The 21,912-nt window shown below is 62.6% G+C and carries 19 protein-coding genes and 1 tRNA gene; 15 read left to right on the top strand and 5 right to left on the bottom strand.

Translation table 11 applies throughout. From position 1 onward, the window contains the following. Nucleotides 1–136: 136 nt before the first annotated feature. The 3 genes from FRZ40_RS10835 to FRZ40_RS10825 all read left to right on the top strand — a co-directional run bounded on the left by FRZ40_RS10835 (nt 137) and on the right by FRZ40_RS10825 (nt 1,921). On the top strand, nt 137–655 hold the full coding sequence (locus tag FRZ40_RS10835) for an RNA polymerase sigma factor (protein ID WP_007581935.1): 519 nt from the start codon (nt 137–139) through the stop codon (nt 653–655). Continuing rightward, complete coding sequence (locus tag FRZ40_RS10830) at nt 652–1,485, top strand: anti-sigma factor family protein (protein ID WP_028363912.1); 834 nt, start codon at nt 652–654, stop codon at nt 1,483–1,485. The genes FRZ40_RS10835 and FRZ40_RS10830 overlap by 4 nt, the downstream gene beginning before the upstream one ends. 166 nt (nt 1,486–1,651) lie before the next feature. Continuing rightward, nucleotides 1,652–1,921: a DUF4148 domain-containing protein gene (locus tag FRZ40_RS10825; protein WP_147234095.1), complete on the top strand. Its 270-nt coding sequence runs from the start codon at nt 1,652–1,654 to the stop codon at nt 1,919–1,921. Between the two features lie 67 nt (nt 1,922–1,988). Here FRZ40_RS10825 and FRZ40_RS10820 read toward each other — a convergent pair. Further along, nucleotides 1,989–2,064 (bottom strand) — tRNA-Lys (locus FRZ40_RS10820). 214 nt (nt 2,065–2,278) lie between these two features. On the opposite strand from FRZ40_RS10820, the gene FRZ40_RS10815 reads away from it, so the two are divergent. Further along, a complete protein-coding gene (locus tag FRZ40_RS10815) occupies nt 2,279–2,683 on the top strand; it encodes a PaaI family thioesterase (RefSeq protein WP_028363910.1) in 405 nt (134 codons plus the stop codon). A gap of 55 nt (nt 2,684–2,738) precedes the next feature. Beyond that, nucleotides 2,739–3,605 carry a patatin-like phospholipase family protein gene (locus FRZ40_RS10810; protein ID WP_147234094.1) on the top strand — a complete coding sequence of 289 codons (867 nt, stop codon included), beginning with the start codon at nt 2,739–2,741 and terminating at the stop codon, nt 3,603–3,605. Between the two features lie 68 nt (nt 3,606–3,673). Here the strand turns inward: FRZ40_RS10810 and FRZ40_RS10805 are convergent, their stop codons facing one another. Continuing rightward, on the bottom strand, nt 3,674–4,687 hold the full coding sequence (locus FRZ40_RS10805; protein ID WP_147234093.1) for a D-2-hydroxyacid dehydrogenase family protein: 1,014 nt from the start codon (nt 4,685–4,687) through the stop codon (nt 3,674–3,676). Nucleotides 4,688–5,036: 349 nt separating this feature from the next. Between FRZ40_RS10805 and FRZ40_RS10800 the strand changes: the two genes are divergently transcribed. Both FRZ40_RS10800 and FRZ40_RS10795 read left to right on the top strand, forming a co-directional pair. Then, nucleotides 5,037–6,893: a phosphoenolpyruvate carboxykinase (GTP) gene (locus tag FRZ40_RS10800; protein WP_147234092.1), complete on the top strand. Its 1,857-nt coding sequence runs from the start codon at nt 5,037–5,039 to the stop codon at nt 6,891–6,893. Nucleotides 6,894–7,227: 334 nt separating this feature from the next. Continuing rightward, nucleotides 7,228–8,316 carry a LysR family transcriptional regulator gene (locus tag FRZ40_RS10795; RefSeq protein ID WP_147234091.1) on the top strand — a complete coding sequence of 363 codons (1,089 nt, stop codon included), beginning with the start codon at nt 7,228–7,230 and terminating at the stop codon, nt 8,314–8,316. Between the two features lie 145 nt (nt 8,317–8,461). Here FRZ40_RS10795 and FRZ40_RS10790 read toward each other — a convergent pair whose 3' ends face one another. From FRZ40_RS10790 to dprA, 3 genes are all read right to left on the bottom strand, one after another. After that, on the bottom strand, nt 8,462–11,134 hold the full coding sequence (locus FRZ40_RS10790) for a DNA topoisomerase III (RefSeq protein WP_147234090.1): 2,673 nt from the start codon (nt 11,132–11,134) through the stop codon (nt 8,462–8,464). 305 nt (nt 11,135–11,439) lie between these two features. Further along, nucleotides 11,440–11,817 (bottom strand): thioredoxin family protein, encoded by a 378-nt coding sequence (locus tag FRZ40_RS10785; protein WP_028363904.1) that lies wholly within the window; start codon nt 11,815–11,817, stop codon nt 11,440–11,442. A gap of 54 nt (nt 11,818–11,871) precedes the next feature. After that, nucleotides 11,872–13,047, bottom strand: coding sequence for a DNA-processing protein DprA (gene dprA / locus FRZ40_RS10780; RefSeq protein WP_147234810.1), 1,176 nt, complete (start codon nt 13,045–13,047; stop codon nt 11,872–11,874). A gap of 256 nt (nt 13,048–13,303) precedes the next feature. Between dprA and def the strand changes: the two genes are divergently transcribed. The 8 genes from def to esaR all read left to right on the top strand — a co-directional run bounded on the left by def (nt 13,304) and on the right by esaR (nt 21,841). After that, the gene (def, locus tag FRZ40_RS10775) at nt 13,304–13,807 is read left to right on the top strand and encodes a peptide deformylase (protein ID WP_028363902.1); all 504 of its coding nucleotides are present in this window, start codon (nt 13,304–13,306) and stop codon (nt 13,805–13,807) included. A gap of 25 nt (nt 13,808–13,832) precedes the next feature. Next, nucleotides 13,833–14,816, top strand: coding sequence for a methionyl-tRNA formyltransferase (fmt, locus tag FRZ40_RS10770; RefSeq protein WP_147234089.1), 984 nt, complete (start codon nt 13,833–13,835; stop codon nt 14,814–14,816). Nucleotides 14,817–14,915: 99 nt separating this feature from the next. Next, nucleotides 14,916–15,557 (top strand): LysE family translocator, encoded by a 642-nt coding sequence (locus FRZ40_RS10765; RefSeq protein WP_147234088.1) that lies wholly within the window; start codon nt 14,916–14,918, stop codon nt 15,555–15,557. A gap of 103 nt (nt 15,558–15,660) precedes the next feature. Continuing rightward, nucleotides 15,661–16,518 carry a zinc metalloprotease HtpX gene (gene htpX, locus FRZ40_RS10760; protein ID WP_028363899.1) on the top strand — a complete coding sequence of 286 codons (858 nt, stop codon included), beginning with the start codon at nt 15,661–15,663 and terminating at the stop codon, nt 16,516–16,518. Between the two features lie 211 nt (nt 16,519–16,729). After that, entirely contained in the window at nt 16,730–18,154 is a 1,425-nt protein-coding gene (gene rsmB / locus FRZ40_RS10755) for a 16S rRNA (cytosine(967)-C(5))-methyltransferase RsmB (protein WP_147234087.1), read from the top strand. Continuing rightward, nucleotides 18,151–18,741, top strand: coding sequence for a DUF4390 domain-containing protein (locus FRZ40_RS10750; protein ID WP_147234086.1), 591 nt, complete (start codon nt 18,151–18,153; stop codon nt 18,739–18,741). Before rsmB ends, FRZ40_RS10750 begins: the two co-directional genes overlap by 4 nt. After that, nucleotides 18,731–21,151: a sensor histidine kinase gene (locus tag FRZ40_RS10745; protein WP_028363896.1), complete on the top strand. Its 2,421-nt coding sequence runs from the start codon at nt 18,731–18,733 to the stop codon at nt 21,149–21,151. Before FRZ40_RS10750 ends, FRZ40_RS10745 begins: the two co-directional genes overlap by 11 nt. Then, nucleotides 21,152–21,841, top strand: coding sequence for a response regulator transcription factor EsaR (gene esaR, locus FRZ40_RS10740; RefSeq protein WP_028363895.1), 690 nt, complete (start codon nt 21,152–21,154; stop codon nt 21,839–21,841). The last annotated feature ends 71 nt before the right edge of the window (nt 21,842–21,912 follow it).

Raw genomic sequence — 21,912 nt, 5'->3', positions numbered from 1 at the left:
GTTTTGGCGATTTTCATGCCCCTGACCGGCTAGTGAAAAACAGGCGGAATAAAATGTCACAGGTTGTGTTCTCTGCTTCAAGAGGCGACGTGCGTGGCGGCTTTGCGCACCGAGCGACATTCGATGGGTAGAGCAAATGGACATCCGTAACGAATTGATGGATCACGTTCCGCGATTGCGCCGCTATGCGCGGGCGCTGATCAGCAATCGCGATCTCGCCGACGACCTCGTGCAGGACACGCTAGAACGCGCGCTCACGCGCACGAAGATGTTCGAGGCGGGCACCGATCTGCGTGCATGGCTTTTCACGATCATGCACAACGTCTTCGTCAATCAGGTGCGCAAGTCGTCGTCGCGTGCGGTGCATGTGTCGGTGGATGACGAGAGCATCGTCGAAAGCGAATTTGCGGTGTCGGGCGAGCAGACGCGCTCGCTTGAAGTCCGCGATCTCGACTATGCATTGCAGCGTTTGCCCGCCGATCAGCGCGAAGTTGTGCTGCTCGTCGGGCTTGAAGAAATGAGTTACGCCGAAGTGGCGATTGCGCTCGACATTCCCGTCGGCACGGTGATGTCGAGGCTCTCGCGTGGACGCGAGCGTTTGCGCGCGTTGATGGCGGGCGCACAGCCCGGCGCGAAACTGAAGGTGGTGCGATGAGCGATCAACAGACTCCCGTCAGCGAAGAGGAAATTCACGCGTACGTCGACGGCACGCTGTCCGACGAACGGCGTGAACAGGTGGAGCGCGCGATCGAACTGAATCCCGCGCTGGCCGCGCGTATCAGCGATTACTTTTCGCTGAACAACATGTTTCATGAGCGCTATGACCGCGTGCTGAACGAGCCCGTGCCTGCGCGTTTGCGTGTGCCGGAGAAGCGTCGCTGGACGAGCGCGGCGAACTGGCCGCAGTTCGCGGGCATGGCGGCGGCGCTGGTGCTGGGCATCGGCATTGGCGTCGGCACGAATATGGGCAAGGACGTGGCTGCGCCGTGGACGGGTGCGTCGTCGGCGACGTCGAATACGCGGCCCGTGAGCGCGGATGCTTCGGAAGTCTTCGCGCAGAAGGCGGCGCTGGCGCATGTCGTGTATATGCCAGCTGTCGATCGCCCTTCGCAGATCGGCGAGGATCACGAGCAGGATTTCGTGCAGTATCTGGCGAACAAGCTCGGCACCGACGTGCATCCGCCGATGCTCACGAAGAACGGCTTCGAGCTTGCGGGCGGCCGCGTCTTACCTGGCGACGACGGACCCGTTGCGCAGTTCATGTATCACAACGCAAAGGGCGAGCGCGTGACAGTGTGCATTTCTCATCGCAAGGCGAGTGCGAATACGACGGCGTTCAAGCTGTATCAGGAAGGGCCCGTGAACGTGTTCTATTGGGTGGACGGCGATTTTGGCTATGCGGTGTCGGGTGGTATCGATCGCAAGGTGATGCTGCAGATTGCGCATGACGTGTATGCGCAGTTGACGGCGGCGACGCCGGGTTGATCGTTCGAGCGGGTTTGTATTGACGGCTGCATCTTCGGATGCGGCCGTTTTTTCTCGTTTTATTATTTAGCTATCCGTATCATTTTTTTGGAGGGCGACCGGGAATAGAACGCAGCGTCGCGTGGTTCGTCATGGTGCGTACCGCACGTTTTCAAAGGAGTTGGAAATGAAGATGCTCGCACTGTTGGCCGTATCCGTCGCCGCACTCGGGTCGACGAATGTGTTCGCGCAAGGCAAGACGCGCGCGCAGGTGTATCAGGAATTGATCGAGGCGCAGCAGAACGGATTGAACTACATCACCGATGCGTCTTATCCCGAGGTCAGTCCGGCTTTCGAAGGCACGGTTGCGTATTTGAAGAAGCAGGCGCTTGAAAAAGCGCAGGCCGCGAACAAGATGGCCAAGGCGGCTTCGGATGCGGCGGTGCCGGGGAATTGAACGGGCTTTGGCGAGGGCGGAAATGAAAAAGGCCGATCAGCTTTCGCTAACCGGCCTTTCAAATTCTTGGTGGGGCGTGAGTGACTCGAACACTCGACCTACGGATTAAGAGTCCGCTGCTCTACCAACTGAGCTAACGCCCCCAACAGAAGCGAAATTATGCAGGAGTTTTTCTTGCTTGGCAAGTCCTTCTCGCAAAATTCTTAAAAAAAGATCGCGGAAGAGCGTCGATACGAAGTCAAAGCCAGACGCGGAAAGCAGCCGAAAGCACCAACGAAGCGCACGCGCGTTCGTCCCGGTATCATGTCGCGACATCACGCCGCGCGGCCTTCCGTGCGGCTCCAACGGAAAATTACGATGGACGACAACGAAGTCCGGGAACTGCTCGACCGTGTGCTCGCGCCGTGGGTGCGGGCGCTGTCCCTCACGCCCGTTAAGGTCGACGATGAAAGCGCCACGCTGCGCCTGCCGTTTTCGGGCGAATTGCGTCACAGCGGCGGCGTCATCTGCGGCCAGGTCTTCATGGCGGCTGCCGACACGGCAATGGTCGTCGCTATTTCGGCTGCGCTCGGCGGCTTCAAGCCGATGACAACCGTCTCGCTGAACATCAGCTTCATGCGCGCCGTCCGCAAAGGCGACGTCCACATCACGGCGCGCGTGCTGCGCATGGGTCGCAATCTCGTGTTCGGCGAAGTCGAACTCATCGACGAAGACGGCAAGATGGCCGTCCACGCCACCACCACTTACGCGCTGCTCAACTGAGCGCGCGTCCGCCGACGGCGCGAACGCGCGCCGCGGCAATCGAAGGAAGCAACGGATGTTCGATCAGGTCGTATTCGCCGGTGGCGGCAACCGCTGCTGGTGGCAGGCGGGATTCTGGGACGTGATCCAGCCGCACCTGGACATCAGGCCGCGCGTGATCACGGGAATCTCGGCGGGCGCGGCGACGGCCTGCATGCTCTACACGCGTGACGCCGACTGGGTCATGCGCTACTACGAGAACGCGTTGCGCAACAACACGAAGAACGCGTACTGGGGCAATCTGCTGCGCGGGGAATCGGTGTTTCCGCACTACCGGATCTACCGGCAGGCGCTGCTCGACATCTACGGCGAGAATTTCGCGCAACTCGCGACGGCGCCGGAAATCCGCATCGGCGTGTCGCATGTGCCGCGCTGGCTGGGCGCGCGCAGCGCCGTCGCGGCGGGACTGATCGCGTACAACATTGAAAAATATATCCGCAAGACGCTGCACCCGACGCTCGGCCAGTCGCTTGGTTTTCATCCGGAGTTCGTGCGCGCGCAGGATTGCGCGAGCGTCGAGGAACTCGCGGACCTGATTCTGCAGTCGTCGTGTACGCCGCCGTTTACGCCTGTTCTGCGCCGCAACGGGCGCCCTGTGCTGGATGGCGGGATGGTCGACAACGTGCCTGTCGGCGCGCTCGATCCGACGCCCGGCACGGTGCTCGTGATGGTGACGCGCATCTATCCGCGTCCGCAAATGTTCGTTGTGCCGCACGGCGCGCAGCAGTGGCTGTACGTGCAGCCGTCGTGCAAGGTGCCGATTTCGAGCTGGGACTACACGAGTCCTTCGCAGATGTTGCACGCCTATAACCTGGGCCGCACGGACGGCGAGCAGTTTCTACAACGCGTGCCTGAACTGCTCGATGCCGCGGCGCACGACTGAAGCGCGTAATTAAGCGAAAGCGCAAAACAAAAGCGGCCTTGAAGGCCGCTTTCGCCGATTCCCGGTGCTTACTTCCGGCGCCCGCCCTGTAGCGCTTCCGGATTCGCGACGCTCGCGGTGTCGCCCTGATCGAACGCGAGAATGTTCTTGAACGCCGCGCTGAAATACAGCTCGTAGCTTTCCTTTTCGACGTAGCCGATGTGCGGCGAGCAGATCACGTTTTCCATCCGCAGCAGGCTGTAACCCTGCAGAATCGGCTCGCTTTCGTAGACGTCGATCGCGACCATGCCCGGCCGGTTGTGCGATAGCGCGCCCATCAGCGCATTTTCTTCCAGCAGTTCCGCGCGGCTCGTGTTCACGAAGAGCGCGGTCGGCTTCATGCGCATCAGGTCTTCCTGCTTGACGATGCCGCGCGTGTCGTCGTGCAGGCGCAGATGCAGCGACAGCACATCGCTCTGTTCGAACAGCGCTTCGCGGCTTTCCGCGACAGTGTAGCCATCGGCGGCGGCGGCTTCGCGCGTGTGCTCGCGGCCCCAGATCAACACGTTCATGCCGAACGCCTTGCCGTAGCCGGCAACCATCCGGCCGATCTTGCCGTAGCCCCAGATGCCCAGTGTCTGGCCGCGCAGCACCTGACCGAGACCGAAGTTCGGCGGCAGCGCCGACGTCTTCAGGCCCGATTGTTGCCATGCCCCCTGCTTAAGGTTTGCTACGTATTGCGGAATGCGGCGTTGCGCGGCCATGATTAGAGCCCACGTCAGTTCGGCGGGGGCAACAGGCGAACCGACGCCCTCGAGCACGGCAATGCCGCGCTCCGTGCAGGCGGCCATGTCGATATGGCTTCCCGCTTTGCCCGTCTGGCTGATCATGCGCAGATGCGGCAACTTGTCGAGCAGTTGAGAGCTGATGCGGGTGCGTTCGCGAATCAGGACCAGCGCGTCGACTTCCGACAGGCGGCTGGCGAGCTGGCCGAGGCCGCGGACGGTGTTGTTGAAAACCTTGACCTCGTGGTCGGCGAGCAATTGGAAACAGTCGAGCTTGCGGACGGCGTCTTGATAGTCGTCAAGGATGGCAATCTTCATGGCGTATATGTTTTGCGACGCACCCACGTGGTGCGGAACGGAGAGTCTGATTCGGGTGTCCCATCATGTGACCTGGACCACATGATGCTTGTTTTGAATGCCTTACCGTATAAGGAGCCGCTATGACGGAGCCATGGCGGCGGGGCAAGTTCCCTCGTTTTTAACAGTTTGTTGCATGTCCGCGCAAGCCGCTTTACAGACGGTTTCAACGTGCCGGCGACAGACTGGAAAGGCCCTTACGACCTGCAGAATCGCGCGTCAGAGATCCTTTCGCGCAGATTGACGCCTCTCGCACGCAGCGTCGCTGGGCTAGCACCGTTTCTTCTTCTACCAAAACGGAGACAGCTCGATGAATCATCCCGCATTTGCAGGCCATTCGACCCTCGAAGCGCCTGCCTGGGTCAAACATCAAAAACTGATCGAGTGGGTGCAGCGCGTCGCGGCGCTGGCAAAGCCGGAACGGATCGTCTGGTGCGACGGTTCGCAGGAGGAATACGACCGGCTATGCGCGCAAATGGTCGCGGCCGGCACCCTCAAGAAGCTCAACCCGGCCAAACGGCCGAACTCCTATCTCGCCTGCTCCGATCCGTCCGACGTCGCGCGCGTCGAGGACCGCACGTTCATCTGCTCGAAGCGTCGCGAAGAGGCCGGCCCGACCAACAACTGGATCGAGCCCGACGAAATGCGCGCGACGCTCAACGGTTTGTTCGACGGCGCGATGCGCGGCCGGACGATGTACGTCGTGCCGTTCTCGATGGGCCCGCTCGGCTCGCCGATCGCGCATATCGGCGTCGAACTGAGCGATAGCCCGTACGTCGTCACGAACATGCGGATCATGACGCGCATGGGCCGCAAGGTCTACGACGTGCTCGGCGAAGACGGCGCGTTCGTGCCGTGCGTGCACTCCGTGGGCGCGCCGCTCGCGGCGGGCCAGAAGGACGTCGCGTGGCCGTGCAACGACACCAAGTACATCGTCCACTTTCCGGAATCGCGTGAAATCTGGAGCTACGGCTCGGGCTACGGCGGCAATGCGCTGCTCGGCAAGAAGTGCTTTGCGCTGCGCATCGCGTCGACGATGGGCCGCGACGAAGGCTGGCTCGCCGAGCATATGCTGGTGCTCGGCGTGACTTCGCCGGAAGGCAAGAAGCATCACGTGGCGGCCGCGTTCCCGTCGGCATGCGGCAAGACCAATTTCGCGATGCTGATTCCGCCGCAAGGCATGAACGGCTGGAAGATCACGACGATCGGCGACGACATCGCGTGGATCAAGCCCGGCAAGGACGGGCGTCTCTACGCGATCAACCCGGAAGCGGGTTATTTCGGCGTCGCGCCCGGTACGAGCGAAAAGACCAACTTCAACGCGATGGCGACGCTGAAGGAAAACGTGATCTTCACGAACGTCGCGCTGACGGACGACGGCGACGTCTGGTGGGAGGGCATGACGGACGAGCCGCCTGCGCATCTGATCGACTGGCAGGGCAAGGACTGGACCCCCGCCAACGCGAAGGAAACGGGCCGCAAGGCCGCGCACCCGAATGCGCGCTTCACGGCGCCTGCGTCGCAATGCCCGTCGATCGACGCCGAATGGGAAAATCCGGCAGGCGTACCGATCGACGCGTTCGTGTTCGGCGGCCGCCGCTCGACGACCGTGCCGCTCGTGACGGAAGCGCGGGACTGGGTCGAAGGCGTTTACATGGCCGCGACGATGGGCTCGGAAACGACGGCCGCGGCGGCCGGCCAGCAAGGGGTCGTACGGCGCGATCCGTTCGCGATGCTGCCGTTCTGCGGCTACAACATGAGCGACTACTTCGGCCACTGGCTGAAAACGGGCGCGAAGCTGGAGCAGCTGAGCGTGCGCACGCCGAAGATCTTCTGCGTCAACTGGTTCCGCAAGGGCGACGATGGCAAGTTCGTGTGGCCGGGCTTCGGCGAAAATATGCGCGTGCTGCGCTGGATGGTCGACCGCATCGAAGGCACGGCGCAGGGCGAGGAGCATGCGTTCGGCGTGTCGCCGCGCTACGACGACATCGACTGGAGCGGGCTCGACTTCACGCGCGAGCAGTTCGAGCAGGTGATTTCCGTCGATGATGCCGCGTGGCGCAAAGAACTCGCGCTGCACAGTGAACTCTTCGACACGCTAAAGCAAGGCCTGCCTGCCGCACTGCAAGATGCGCGGAGCGCGCTGGAAAAGAAGCTGGCCGCCTGATCTTGTGAGCGCTCACTTACGTATGACGAAGCCGCCTTCGGGCGGCTTTTTCTATTCGTCTGACCGTTTTTTGCTCACCTTTCGACCCCCATTCCGCCGTCCACGCGCCGCTTTCGCTGTTCGAGCCGACTACCGGTTTTCGACGCGATGCAGCAAATTGTTTCGATGATGGGAACAATCGACCCTTTGCTATTCCGTCCCCGAAGATATTGACTCAAATTTTTATAAAATTTCTTCAATCTTAGGCAACTTCTGCAGGATTTCCCTAGTCGTAGGAAAATTCCAAGTGTGCTTCCTGTTCGTGAGGGGAGCGGTACTACGGCAGGAGTTGTTCATGGATCATTTGCAGTCGATGCGAGTTTTCGTCAAAGTGGCGGATCTCGGAAGTTTTGCCCGCGCGGCTAGCGCGATGGATATTTCAAACGCAGTTGCGACCCGTCACGTCGCCGATCTCGAAGGCCGGCTTGGCACCCGACTGCTCAACCGCACCACCCGTAGTCTTTCGCTGACCGAGTCCGGTCAGGTGTATCTGGAGCGCGCCCGCCAGATTCTCGACGAACTCGAAGACGTCGAGCAGATGGTCGTTGCGCGTAATCACGAGCCTGTCGGCACGCTGCGTATCGTTGCGCCCGTCGTGTTCGGGCTGCACAACCTGGCGCCCGTGCTGCAGACGTACGCCGAGCGCTATCCGAAAGTGATTCCCGATGTGACGCTGGTCGACCGGCAAGTCGATCTCGTCGAAGAAGGTTTCGATGTCGGCGTCGTGATTGCTCGCCATATGCGCAGCGCGAGCATCGTCACGCGTCGCCTGACGACGGGCTGCATGACCGTCTGCGCGACGCCGGCGTATCTGGAAAAGCACGGCACGCCGACGCGCCCCGAGCAACTGCTCGAGCATCCGTGCCTGTCGCTGCCTTCCGAATACTGGGGCGACGAGCGCGTGTTCACCGGCCCGGACGGCGAGATACGTGTGCGCCCGACCAATGTGATCGTCGCGAACAACACGGAAATGCTGCGTCAGTTCGCCTTGCTCGGCATGGGCATCGCGATCCTGCCGAGCTATCTGATCGGGCGTGACACGACGCGCGGCAAACTGGTTCGTCTCTTGAGCGACTATCGTCTGCCGCAGGTCGAGATCAACATCGCTTACCCGAGCCGCCGACATTTGCCGGCGAAGGTCCGCACGTTCATCGATCACCTCGTCGAGCACTTCAACCAGACGCCGAACAGCAAGCTGGGCGAGCAGTGGGTGAAAGACGGCGTGGAACGCGCGCCGTCGATGCTCGAATCGACCGCGATGTCGATGCCGCCCGAAGCCTTCGACGGCGCAGAGCCGCTATCGAGCCTGCTGGACGGCGAAATCCCGGCCAAGCCGACGCGCACGCTGAACCGTTCGCGCGGTATCGCTTCGCCGACGCACTGACGCGACTGCCGCGACGCCGGATAACGGCGGCGTCCTGCAGACGATAAAAAAGCGCAGTCACCGTAAAAAAGTGACTGCGCTTTTTGTTGCAGCTACTCGATTGCGCGCTCGCGTGGGTCACATGGCGGCGCGCGTCGAACGCATTCTATGAACCCGTCTTGCGAGCAGCGGATTTCGCAGCCGTGGTTTTCGCGCCAGCCTTCTTGGCGGGCGCCTTCTTCGCCGCAGCCGTTTTCGCGGCGGTTTTCTTCACGGCAACCTTCTTCGCGGGCGCTTCTTCATTCGCCGCCTCGCCGTTCGCGGACTCAGGCGCTGCCTTGGCTGCGGATTTCGCCGCCGCCGATTTCGCGCCTTCCTTCGGTTCCTTCTTCTCGAACTCGAAGCCGATCTTGCCGTCGTTCTGCTTGACGAGGAATGCCTTGAAGTTGCGGCCCGTGCGCGACGACTTGAAGTTCGTCAGCAGGTCGGTGCGTCCGTTTTCCAGCAGCTTCGCCATCTGCTCGCGCGTGATTTCCTGCTGCAGGATCACCTTGCCCGAACGGAAGTCGCAAGTCTTCGGATTCGCGACAGAGTTTTCGCAGACATAGCTCATGCCGTGCTCGAACACCTTACCGCTGCACTTCGGACACGCGCCGACGGGCTGCTGCTCCGAGAAGTCCGGCGCCTCGCCGTCTTCGCCGCCCTGATCCTGGCCGAAGTCGAATTCGAGCTTGTAGTTCTTCGTTTCGTCGTCGAACGACAGCTTGAGAATTGCCGAGAACGGACGCCCCATCTTGCTGCGGAAGCCGGACAGCGGGCCGATTTCCTTCTTCTGCAACAGCTCTTCGACTTCTTCGATTTCGAACTGCCGCCCGCCCGGGATCTTCGAGATCGAAAATTCGCATTTCGTGCATGCGAAGCGCCGATAATTCTCCTTCACCTGGCCGCCGCAGTTGGGACAGGGCGTTTGCAGCGTCGCGTAATCGCCGGGGATCGTGTCGGAATCGTATTCCTTCGCGCGCTTGACGATGGTCTGCGTCATGCGGGCAATTTCCTGCATGAACGCGTCGCGCGGCAGCTTGCCGCGTTCCATCTGCGACAGCTTGTATTCCCATTCGCCTGTCAGTTCGGGCGCGGTCAGTTCCTTCACGTCGAGGCCGCGCAGCAGCGTCATCAACTGGAACGCCTTGGCCGTGGGAATCAGTTCGCGGCCTTCGCGGACCAGATACTTTTCACCGAGCAGACCTTCGATGATGGCTGCGCGCGTAGCCGGCGTGCCAAGGCCCTTCGCGGCCATCGCTTCGCGGAGTTCGTCGTCTTCGACGAGCTTGCCCGCGCCTTCCATCGCCGAGAGCAGCGTCGCTTCGTTGTAACGTGCGGGCGGCTTCGTGACGAGTTGCTGGGCGGCGATCTTGTCGGTCTTGACCTTCTCGTCCTTCTGAACGGGGACGAGGTTCGCGTCCTCGCCACCCGTCTCGCGGCCATAGACCTGCAGCCAGCCCGGCTCGACGAGCACCTTGCCTTCGGTCTTGAAATGATGGCCGACGACTTCCGTGATACGCGTGGTCACGCGGTACTCGGCAGCCGGGAAGAACACGGCGAGAAAGCGCTTCACGACGAGGTCGTACAGCTTCTGCTCGGGCTCGGAGAGCGCCTTCGGCGCCTGCAGGGTCGGGATGATGGCGAAGTGGTCGCTGATCTTCGAGTTGTCGAAGATGCGCTTGTTCGGCTTCACCCAGCCCTTGTCGAGCACCTGTTTGGCGTGCGGCAGATAGTTGTTGCTCTCCTTGAGCATTTCCATCGTGTGCTTGACCGTTTCCAGGTAGTCTTCCGGCAGCGCGCGCGCGTCGGTACGCGGATAGGTCAGCACCTTATGCTTTTCGTACAGCGCCTGGGCAAGGCCCAGCGTGTTCTTCGCCGAGAAGCCGAAGCGGCCGTTGGCTTCGCGCTGCAGGCTGGTGAGGTCGAACAGCGCGGGCGACAGTTGCGTCGACGGCTTCGATTCTTCCGTCACGCTGCCCGTTTGGCCGCGACAGGCCGCGACGATCGTTTCCGCAGCCGGCAGGCTCCACAGGCGCGAATCGCGCTTTTCCGGATCGAACTCGTCTTTCTTGAACTTCGGGTCGTACCAGCGGCCTTCATAGAAGCCCGCCGCGCAGACGAACTCGGCCTTCACTTCCCAGTAGTCGCGCGGCACGAAGCGGCGGATCTTTTCTTCACGCTCGACGACGATCGACAGCGTCGGCGTCTGCACGCGCCCGACCGTGGTCAGGAAGAAGCCGCCGCCTTTACTGTTGAACGCGGTCATCGCGCGCGTGCCGTTGATGCCGACCAGCCAGTCCGCTTCCGAGCGGCAGCGCGCGGCATCCGCGAGCGGCTGCATGTCGGCGTCGGTGCGCAGTTGAGCGAAGCCGTCGCGGATCGCGGCGGGCGTCATCGACTGCAGCCACAGACGCTGCACCGGTTGCTTCGCCTTCGCGTGCTGCGCAATCAGACGGAAAATCAGTTCGCCTTCGCGCCCCGCGTCACATGCGTTGATCAGACGGTCGACGTCTTTTCGCTTGATCAGCTTGTTCAGCACCTTCAACCGCGATTCGCTTTTCGCGATCGGATTCAGGTCGAAATGGGGCGGAATAACGGGGAGATTGGCAAAACTCCATTTGCCCCGTTTGACTTCATATTCTTCGGGCGCGGCGATCTCCAGCAGATGGCCGACTGCCGACGAAAGGACAAAGTCGTCGCTCTCGAAGTACTCGTCATGCTTGGTAAAACCGCCCAAAGCCCGCGCGATGTCGTTCGCGACGGATGGCTTTTCGGCGATGATCAGTGCTTTGGACATGACTGAAAATAAATTGGTGGATTCGGGCTGGTACCTCGGGTTTTCCCACCCGGGTTTGGCACCCATTAACGACCGCTTTATAGCACACGCCGCCGCAACGGCAATCGGTGGACCCAAAAAAGCGGGTCATCATAATTGCGCGCAGATCGGTTGGGCATGCGTATGACGGGCGGGTCGGAAAACGGTTTCGCAGCGGTTTCAGGCCACTTTTTCCTCGTCACGCGGCGATTTTTGCAAACGCCGTGCCGCCGCGCTAAGGAAAACCCCTGGATGGGGTGAAGTGGAGCGTGCGGCTCGAAGATGGCTCAGGCTTCGAGCAGCGCCGGCCGCATTTTCGGTGCCCCTTTGATGCCGGGCACTGCAGTCAGATCGACCAGCATTCGTTCGACGATCGACGCTTGCGGCAACACCGTTCCGAAGAAGCGCGTGGTAACGCCATCTTCTATAAGAATTGTCGGGAAATTCTCGACATCAAGATCGTCGAAGCGATCCGCATGTGTTTCGATATCGATCCACGCGAAGCAGACGTCGGGATGCCTGTCCGCCAGTGCATCGAACGCTGCACGGTACTCGCGGCAGGTTCCGCACCATTCCGCGCAAAGACACGCAACGAAAAGCGTCTCGCTATTGCTGACCAGTTCGGCGATCCGTTTCGAGTCGGTGTCCAGGTTCAGCGCGGGCATGGCGGGTTCCTTCGGTATTGCATGGGTTATTTGGCGCGAATGTAGCACGTCGCGTCAGGCGCTGTGCACCGCGCGGACGTACCGGCCGCCCGGTAGCGCACACAGCTCGCCAGCCAGTTCGAGCCGCAGCAGCGTGCTTTGCAGCAGCGTGTCGTCCATGTCGGTGCGTTCGGCCAGGATTTCAAGCGTGGCGGGCGAATGGCCGAGCGCGTCGAGCAGGCGTCTGGCTTCGGCCGTCGAACCTGGCAAGGCGTCCCGCCGTGAGTCGATGCCTGTTCGATCAGGCTGCGGAACAATTCGCAGCCTGGACGCGGGCGCCTGGTCTGGCGGCGACGCGGCGAATCCTAACTCTTCGAGCACATCTTCCGGCGTTTCGACGAGTTTCGCGCCTTGCTTGATCATCCGGTGACAGCCGCGCGCCAGCGGCGCATGGATCGAACCGGGAATCGCGAACACGTCGCGCCCCATTTCATTGGCAAGCCGCGCCGTGATCAGCGAGCCGGAACGCATCGCCGCTTCGACGATCAGCACGCCGCGCACGATCCCCGCAATCAGCCGGTTGCGCTGTGGGAAATTCGCGGAACGAGCCGGCGTGCCGAGCGGCCATTCCGACAGGATCGCACCGTGGTCGGCGATCTGATGCGCAAGCGCGTGATGGGCAGCCGGATACACGACATCTGCGCCCGTGCCGATCACGGCGACCGTGCTGCCGCGCGCCTGAAGCGCCCCGCGATGCGCGGCGCCATCGACGCCCGCCGCGAGGCCCGATACCACCGTCACGCCGGCGTCCGAGAACGCGCGGGCGAAGCGTGAGGCGTCTTCGATTCCCTGCGGCGTCGCGCTGCGGCTTCCGACTACCGCGACGCTGCGCGCGTGCAGCAATTCGATCCGGCCTTTTACATATAGCAGCGGCGGCGGATCGGGCATGGTCAGCAAAGTAGGCGGATAGGCAGGATCGTCGAGCGTGACCAAAGCGTTGCGCGGCAGTTCGCGCCAGGCGCGCACCGCGTCGAGCAGCGCGGGAAAGTCTGCAGATGGCGGCGCGAGCGCGGCGCGGGCAGTGGCTTCGTCGGTGGCCTCGGCGAGTGCGGCAAAGGTCTGCGAAAGCACCGTTTCGGGCAGGCCGAAGACCGCGAGCAGCCGGCGCAGGGCAGCCGGATTCAGTCCGGGCGCCACGGCGAGCCGCAACCAGGCGGTGAGTTCTGAGTCTGTCAGGGGAAGCGTCTGCATGGCGGGCGTCCTCGCGCACGGCAACCAGCCTTTCAGTCGCCATGCTAAAATTTTCATCATCCGAAATAACCGAAACCCCTGCTGCGCCGCGTTCAGCGCGAGCCGGGCGACGTGCGCATGAGCGCTGAACAGGCGTTGAATCGACGCGGTTCGGTCACTATCTATCCTGTGCGTGTCGCGACTGGCGGACAACCTGGCCGGATGGCCAGGCGCGCGACTTTTTCGACCGCGTCGGCGCCCAATCAATTTCAGGACTATGGCTTTACTCAACATCCTCAATTACCCGGACAAGCGGCTGCATAAGGTCGCGAAGCCGGTCGATAAGGTCGATGACCGTATCCGCAAGCTCGTCGCCGATATGGCCGAGACGATGTACGCTGCGCCCGGCGTCGGCCTCGCGGCAACGCAGGTCGACGTGCACGAACGCGTGATCGTGATCGACGTGTCCGATACGCACGAAGAACTGCGCGCGTTCATCAACCCGGAAATCGTCTGGTCGAGCGACGAGCGGAAGATCCACGAAGAAGGCTGCCTGTCGGTGCCGGGCATCTACGACAACGTCGAGCGTGCCGAGAAGGTGCGTGTGCGTGCGCTGAACGAGAAGGGAGAAACCTTCGAACTGGATTGCGAAGGGCTGCTCGCCGTCTGCATCCAGCACGAAATGGATCACCTGATGGGCAAGGTGTTCGTCGAGTATCTGTCGCCGCTCAAGCAGACGCGCATCAAGAGCAAGATGAAGAAGCTCGCGCACGCAATGTGACGCTCGTTTGGACGGCCATCAGCACATGAGTCATACGTTGCGCGTCATTTTCGCCGGTACGCCGGAGTTCGCTGCCGCGGCGCTAGCCGCGATCCACGCGGCCGGCTTCCCGGTGCCGCTCGTGCTCACCCAGCCGGACCGCCCGGCAGGGCGAGGCATGAAGCTGCAGGCAAGCCCGGTCAAGCGTTACGCACAGGAGCACGGCATCGAAGTCGCGCAGCCGCCTTCGTTGCGTCGTAACGGCAAGTTTCCGGCGGAAGCCACGGCCGCCATCGACCAGTTGCGCGCAACGCCGCACGACGTGATGGTGGTCGCCGCCTACGGCCTGCTGCTGCCGCAGGAAGTGCTCGATATCGCGCCACACGGCTGCATCAACATTCACGCGTCGCTGCTCCCGCGCTGGCGCGGCGCCGCGCCGATTCACCGTGCAATCGAAGCAGGCGATGCCGAGACGGGCATCACGCTGATGCAGATGGACGCGGGGCTCGACACGGGCGCGATGATTTCCGAAGTCCGCACGCCGATCGCCGGCACCGATACGACGGCGACGCTGCACGACCGTCTTGCCGAAGCGGGCGCGCAGCTGATCGTCGACGCGCTGATCGAACTGGAACGCAGCGGCAAGCTCGCGTCTTTCCCGCAGCCCGCTGAGGGCGCGACGTATGCCGAAAAGATCGGCAAGCATGAGGCGGCGCTCGACTGGCGGCGCTCCGCCGCGGAGCTGGCGCGTCAGGTTCGCGCGTTCGATCCGTTCCCCGGCGGTGCCGCGACGCTCGACGGCGCTGTGCTGAAGGTCTGGTCCGCTGCCGCAACCGACACTATGCGCAAGGCCGAACCGGGCACGATTGTCGAGGTCTCGCCCGAAGGCGTCGTCGTGGCATGCGGCGAAGGCGCATTACGCATCACGCAACTTCAGAAGCCGGGTGGCAAGCGGCTTCCCGTCCGCGATTTTCTCGCCGGTTCAACCCTCTCGACAGGGCAGAAATTCGAACTCGCGCAGCCACAATAACGTCACCCGCGATGTTGCACCATATGCCGTTTAGCCAGGCGCGCCGCGTTTGCGGGGCGCGTTAGAATCTTTGGTGCAACCTTGTTTGAAGAGAATTCCATGTTCGGCATCACCCATTTCGAGTTTTTCGTCGTCGCGGTCTTTCTGCTCAACGTCACGCCGGGGCCCGACACCGCTTACATCGTCGGCCGGAGCGTCGCGCAGGGGCGCGGCGCGGGTCTGATGTCGGCACTGGGCATCTCGGCAGGGTGCTGTGTGCACTCGCTCGCGTGCGCCTTCGGGCTGACCGCGCTGCTGGCAGCATCGGCGACGGCGTTCACCGTGATCAAGTTCGTCGGCGCGATTTATCTCGTTTATCTCGGCGTGCGTCTCATCCTGACCAGGCCGGAAGCGGGCCCGGCCGCGGGCGACGCGCGCGCGGCGGGCGCGCCCAAGTCCTTGCGCCAGCTTTTCCTGCAAGGCTTCTGGACCAACGTGCTGAATCCGAAGGTTGTCCTGTTCTTCGTGTCGTTCTTTCCGCAATTCGTGTCCGCGGACAGCGGCAACAAGACAGTGGCGTTCCTGACGCTCGGCGTCGTGTTCGTCGTGATGAGCATGGCGTGGAACAGCTTCGTCGCATGGATCGCCGGCAGCGTCACGCGCCGCTTCTCCGGCAAGCCGGGCGTGAAGAAGTGGCTGGATCGCACGGTTGGCAGTGCGTTCGTCGGGCTGGGCATCAGGCTCGCCACGGCAACGCGGTGATTGAATTTTTCCCGCTCGTCCATATCTAACAGTTCGCTTACAATCATTCGCCGCGAATACGTGGCGTCAATAGGGACCGCGTGGCGGGTAAGGAGTCTTGGATATGTTCAACTGGGTGAAAACCGCGATGTTGATGGCCGCGATCACGGCACTCTTCGTCGTGATCGGCGGCATGATCGGTGGCCGAAGCGGCATGATGCTCGCGCTGCTGATCGCGCTCGGGATGAATTTCTTCTCGTACTGGTTCTCGGACAAGATGGTTCTGCGCATGTACAACGCGCAGGAGGTCGACGAGACGAGTGCGCCGCAGTTCTACCGGATGATTCGCGACCTGTCCACGCGCGCCAATCTGCCGATGCCACGCGTCTATCTGATCGACGAAGACCAGCCGAATGCATTCGCGACAGGGCGTAATCCCGAACACGCGGCCGTTGCGGCGACGACGGGCATTCTGCGTGTGCTGTCCGAGCGGGAAATGCGCGGCGTGATGGCCCATGAACTGGCGCACGTGAAGCACCGCGACATCCTGATCTCGACGATTTCGGCGACGATGGCGGGTGCGATCTCGGCGCTCGCGAACTTCGCGATGTTCTTCGGCGGCCGCGACGAGAACGGCCGTCCGGCAAATCCGATCGCGGGCATCGCGGTCGCGCTGCTGGCGCCAATCGCGGGCGCGCTGATCCAGATGGCAATTTCGCGCGCGCGTGAGTTCGAAGCGGACCGCGGAGGCGCGCAGATTTCGGGCGATCCGCAGGCGCTTGCGTCGGCGCTGGACAAGATTCATCGCTACGCAAACGGCATTCCGTTCCCGACAGCCGAGGCGCATCCGGCTACCGCGCAGATGATGATCATGAATCCGCTGGCGGGCGGGGGCATCGCGAACCTGTTCTCGACGCACCCGGCCACCGAAGAGCGCATTGCGCGTCTGATGGAAATGGCGCGGACAGGGCGCTTCGAATAATTGGCCCGGCCGGTCGCCGAAGGTATATCCCAAAAAGGGGCGAGTGCAACTCGCCCCTTTTTCGTCTCCGGCGCGAAACAGCGCGATTGACCGCGTCGAGCCTTTTCAAAAATGCGTGCGATATCCACACGGTCAGCCAGGCCGCGCGGCCCGGCACGCTACAATGTGGCGTTTGCGCGACACTTTTCCTGCGCCCGTTTTCTGCCAGTTCATGACCCGAAAGCCTTCTCAGCGTCCCGCCTCGCCGCCGCGTTCGCGCGACACCCGACTGCCGACGCTGCATCTCGCACCCGAATCGCTCGGTTTCGCACTCGATAGCGCGGCGCAGGCCGTCGGCGCGGTGCGACAGGGCGCGGCGCTTCCCGCTGCCCTGCATTCGATCTTCATGTCGTTGCCGGAAGGCGTCGCGACGGTGTCGCGTGGCGCCGTGCAGGACATCGCGTACCGGACGATGCGCCGGCTCGGTACGGCCGAATGGCTGGTTGCCAGACTCGTGCGCAAGGCGCCGTCACCGCACGTCGCACATGTGCTCGCGTGTGCGTTGGCGTTGCTGATCGATGAAGAGAGCGACGCGGCGTACGCGCCGTTCACGGTGGTCGATCAGGCTGTGAACGCGATCGGTGCGCGGCGTGAGTACGCGTTTGCGAAAGGCTTGACGAATGCGGTGCTGCGCAACTTCCTGCGCGAGCGCGACGCTTTGCTTGGCGATGCGCAGAAGGACGCCGTTGCTCACTGGAATTATCCCGTCTGGTGGATCGACGCTGTTCGCAACGCATGGCCCGACGCATGGCAAGCCGTGCTAACAGGGGGCAACAGCCAGGGGCCGCTGACGTTGCGGGTGAACGCGCGCCGCTCGACCGTCGACGCGTATCTGCAAACGTTGCGCGAGCATCAGATTTCCGCGACGCAAGCGGGGCAGCACGCCGTGCGTCTCGATACGCCGATGCCCGTCGATCGCATTCCCGGCTTCAGCGAAGGCATCGTCTCCGTGCAGGACGCGGGCGCGCAACTCGCCGCGCAGTGGCTCGGCGTGCGCGATGGCATGCGCGTGCTGGATGCCTGCGCGGCGCCCGGCGGCAAGACGGGCCATCTGGTCGAACTCGCGGACATCGATCTGATCGCGCTCGAAAGCGACGCGACGCGCGCACGCCGGATCGGCGAAAACCTGCAGCGTCTGGGTTTGAGCGCGCACGTGCGCGTCGGCGATGCGGGCACTCCGGAGCAATGGCGCGACGCCGCCGACCCGCCTTTCGATCGCATTCTGGCCGACGTGCCTTGCTCCGCTTCGGGCATCGTGCGGCGGCATCCGGACATTCGCTGGCTGCGTCGCGCGTCGGACATTCCCGCGCTCGTCGAAGAGCAGCGGCGCATTCTCGAAGCGCTCTGGCCGCTCGTCAAACCGGGCGGCGAGTTGTTGTACGTTACGTGTTCGATCTTTCCGGAAGAAGGCGAGTTGCAGGCTCAGTGGTTTGGAAACCGACACGCGGATGCGGTACGATTGGACGCGCCGGGGCAACTGCTTCCCGCAGTCGCCCGCGCGCCCGCCGACGTATCGGCTGGTTCCCGCGCCGGACAAAGCACTGGTTCGAGCTTAGACCACGACGGATTCTTCTACGCGCGCTTTCAGAAACGGTGATCATCAAACGCTTTCTTCCGCTACGGCTCGTGGCCGCGCTCTGGATTGCGCTGGCCCTTTGCCTCACGGCAGCCGGGCCGGCGTGCGCCGAATCGATCGCCGTGCAACGTGCGTCCCTGCAATCCGACGGCAGCGGTTGGAGCCTCGATGCGCGCTTCGAGTTCGAGCTGAACAGCAACCTCGAAGACGCCGTCAACAAAGGCATACCGCTTTACTTCACAACGGACTTCGAACTGAGCCGGCCGCGCTGGTACTGGTTCGATGAACAGCCGGTGAGCGTATCGCAAAGCATTCGACTCTCGTTTCAGCCGCTCACGCGCGAGTACCGCGTATCGACGGGCGGCTTGCAGCTCGGCTTCGCTTCGTTGAACGAGGCGCTTGCCGTCATCAAGCATGTCACGTCGTGGCATGTGATCGATCGCAGCCAGGTTCATGCGGGAGAGACGTACAACGCATCGGTGCGCATGCAGCTGGATGTCGCGTTGATGCCCAAGCCGTTCCAGATCGACGCGGTCAATAACCGCGACTGGAACCTTGCTTCCGACTGGAAGCGCTTTACCTTCACGGTGACCGAACGTGCTAAATAAAGTGCGCCGCGCCACCAGTGCCGGCAGCCTCGTCGTCAGACTGCTCGTATCGACGGTGGCCGTGACAGCTGTCCTGCTGCTCGTGCTGCTCGCAGCCGCGAGCGCGAACACCGAATTCTTCGATCGCTACTACGGCTGGCTCTATGCCGCCAATGTTGCCGTCGCGCTGATCTTCATGCTGATCGTCGCGGTGCTGGTCGTGATCATCGTCTCGCGATTGCGTAAGGGCAAGTTCGGCACGCGGCTGCTGGCGAAGCTCGCATTCTTCTTCGCGCTCGTCGGCGTGGTGCCGGGCGGCATCATCTACATCGTGTCGTATCAGTTCGTGTCGCGCAGTATCGAGTCATGGTTCGACGTGAACGTCGAAACGGCGTTGACGTCCGGGCTGAATCTCGGACGCGGGATGCTCGACGCGTCGCTGTCCGATCTGCAAACCAAGGGCCGCCTGATGGCCGAGCAGCTCGCGAGCGCCAATTCCGCGGGCACGACGCTCACGCTCTTGCGTCTGCGCGACCAGTTCGGCGTGCAGGACGCGACGATCGTCGAGCCGTCGCGCAGCATCTCGGGCGCGACGCCGGATATGCATGTCATCGCGCAGGCGACCAGCAATTATGCGTCGCTCGTGCCGAGCGATCTGCCTACGCCGATCATGATCGAACAGGCGCGCGGGCGCGGCTTCGCGTCGATCGAAGGCGAGGTGGATGGCGATCCGAAAGCGCGCGGTGCGAAGGGTGCATTGCGGCTGCGGGTGGTGACGCGCATACCCGATGCCAACGCGTCGCAACTGCAGCCGACCGAACGCTTCCTGCAGCTCACGCAGCCCGTGTCGCAATCGCTCGCACGCAATGCAGATGCCGTGCAGCGCGCGTATCGCGAGTATCAGGAGAAAGCGATCGGGCGCACGGGCTTGCGCAAGATGTATATCGGTACACTGACGCTCGCGCTGTTCCTCGCCACCTTCATTGCAATGATGCTTGCGCTGGCGCTCGGCAATCAGCTGGCGCGGCCGCTGTTCCTGCTCGCGCAAGGCACGAAGGAAGTGACGGAAGGCGACTACACGCCGAAGCGCGAAATCAAGTCGCGCGACGAACTCGGCTTCCTCACGCAGTCGTTCAATGCGATGACGCGCCAGCTGTCGGAAGCGCGGCTCGCCGTCGAAGCAAACCGCGTCGCACTCGAGCACTCGAAGTCGTACCTCGAAAGCATTCTGGCGAACCTGACAGCAGGCGTGTTCGTGTTCGACCGGCAATTCCGTCTCACCACTGCTAATCGTGGCGCTGAGCGCATCTTCCGTCAGCCGTTCGCGTCGCTGCTGGGTTCGTCGCTGGATCGCATCGGCGTGTTGAGCGAATTCGGTGCGATGGTGCGCAAGGCCTTCGCGGATCTCGAGGCGGCAGGCGGCAACGATCAGGGCGACACGGGACACTGGCAGCAGCAGATGGCGCTGCAGGTGCCCGGCGAAGCCGATCCGCTGACGCTGCTCGCACGCGGTGCGCGGCTCGTGTCGGCGGCGGGCAACGATAGCGACGACGAAGAAACGTCGGGCTATGTCGTCGTGTTCGACGATATTTCGGACGTGATCTCCGCGCAGCGTTCCATTGCATGGGGTGAAGTCGCGCGGCGTCTCGCGCACGAGATCAAGAATCCGCTCACGCCGATCCAGCTTTCCGCCGAGCGCCTGCAGATGAAGCTCGCCGACAAGCTCATGCCGTCGGATGCCGAAGTGTTGAAACGCGGTGCCACTACAATCGTGAATCAGGTCGCCGCGATGAAGCAGATGGTCGACGACTTCCGCGACTACGCGCGTACGCCGCCCGCGGTGCTCGCGAATCTGCAGCTGAACGAACTCGTCAGCGAAGTGCTGACGTTGTATGGAATCGAAGAAGGCAAGAGCCCGATTGTCGTCGAAATGGCGGACTTGCCCGTTATACGGGGTGACGCGACGCAATTGCGTCAGGTGATCCATAACCTGCTGCAGAACGCACAGGATGCGGTGTCCGACGTCCAGCATCCGCGTGTGTTGCTCGAGACGAGGACAGTAGAATATGGCGATCCCGATGCAGACGGCAAAGTGAGCGTCGCGGTGCGTTTGACCGTGTCGGATAACGGTCCGGGCTTCCCCGCGCGCATCCTCACGCGCGCGTTCGAACCTTACGTGACGACCAAGGCCAAAGGTACAGGTCTTGGACTCGCCATGGTCAAGAAGATCGTCGATGAACATGGCGCACGAATCGACATACGCAATCGCCTGAAAGCGGGCGATGTGATCGAAGGTGCGCAGATTTCGATCCTCTTCCTTCAACTCGCAGACAACAAGGCTGCGGCGCCTGGAAGCGGGCCGCAGGCGGCGCACGGCGGTAGCGCGTCGCAGGGAAAGACAAAAGCAACAGTGCAGACAAGGGCAGCTTAAATGGCAACCATCCTGGTGGTAGATGATGAAATGGGCATCCGGGAATTGCTCTCGGAGATCCTGAGCGATGAAGGGCATGTCGTGGAGGTCGCGGAGAACGCGCAGGAGGCGCGCGACTACCGGCAACGCCAGGCACCCGATCTGGTGCTGCTCGACATCTGGATGCCCGATACCGATGGCGTGACCCTGCTCAAGGAGTGGGCGGCGCAAGGCACGTTGACGATGCCCGTCATCATGATGTCGGGCCACGCGACGATCGATACGGCCGTGGAAGCGACGAAGATCGGCGCGCTCAATTTCCTCGAAAAGCCGATCGCGTTGCAGAAGCTGCTGAAGGCCGTCGAGCAGGGACTCGCGCGCGGCAGCGCGGCGCCCGCTGCGGGCGGCACGGCGGCGAAGCCTGCAATGGCGGCGAACGCGTCCGCGGTTGCATCGGCGGCGGCGCTGCCGATGATGTCGTCGGATAGCATGGGCGGCGGCATGCTGTCCGTGCAGACGGCGTCGATTTCGTTCGACATTCCGCTGCGCGACGCACGCGATGCCTTCGAGCGAGCCTACTTCGAGTACCACCTCGCGCGCGAGAACGGCAGCATGACGCGCGTCGCGGAGAAGACAGGGCTCGAACGGACGCACCTGTATCGCAAGCTCAAGCAGCTCGGCGTCGATCTCGGCAAGAACAAGGGCGATTGACGCGGCGTGAACGAACGTCTTTGAAGTTTTTTTCGCGAAGGGCTTGAGGAACGCAAAACTGCTTGCTATAC

It is taken from the genome of Paraburkholderia azotifigens, assembly GCF_007995085.1.
GTDB lineage: Bacteria > Pseudomonadota > Gammaproteobacteria > Burkholderiales > Burkholderiaceae > Paraburkholderia > Paraburkholderia azotifigens.
This window is presented reverse-complemented; position numbering and strand designations above follow the sequence as displayed.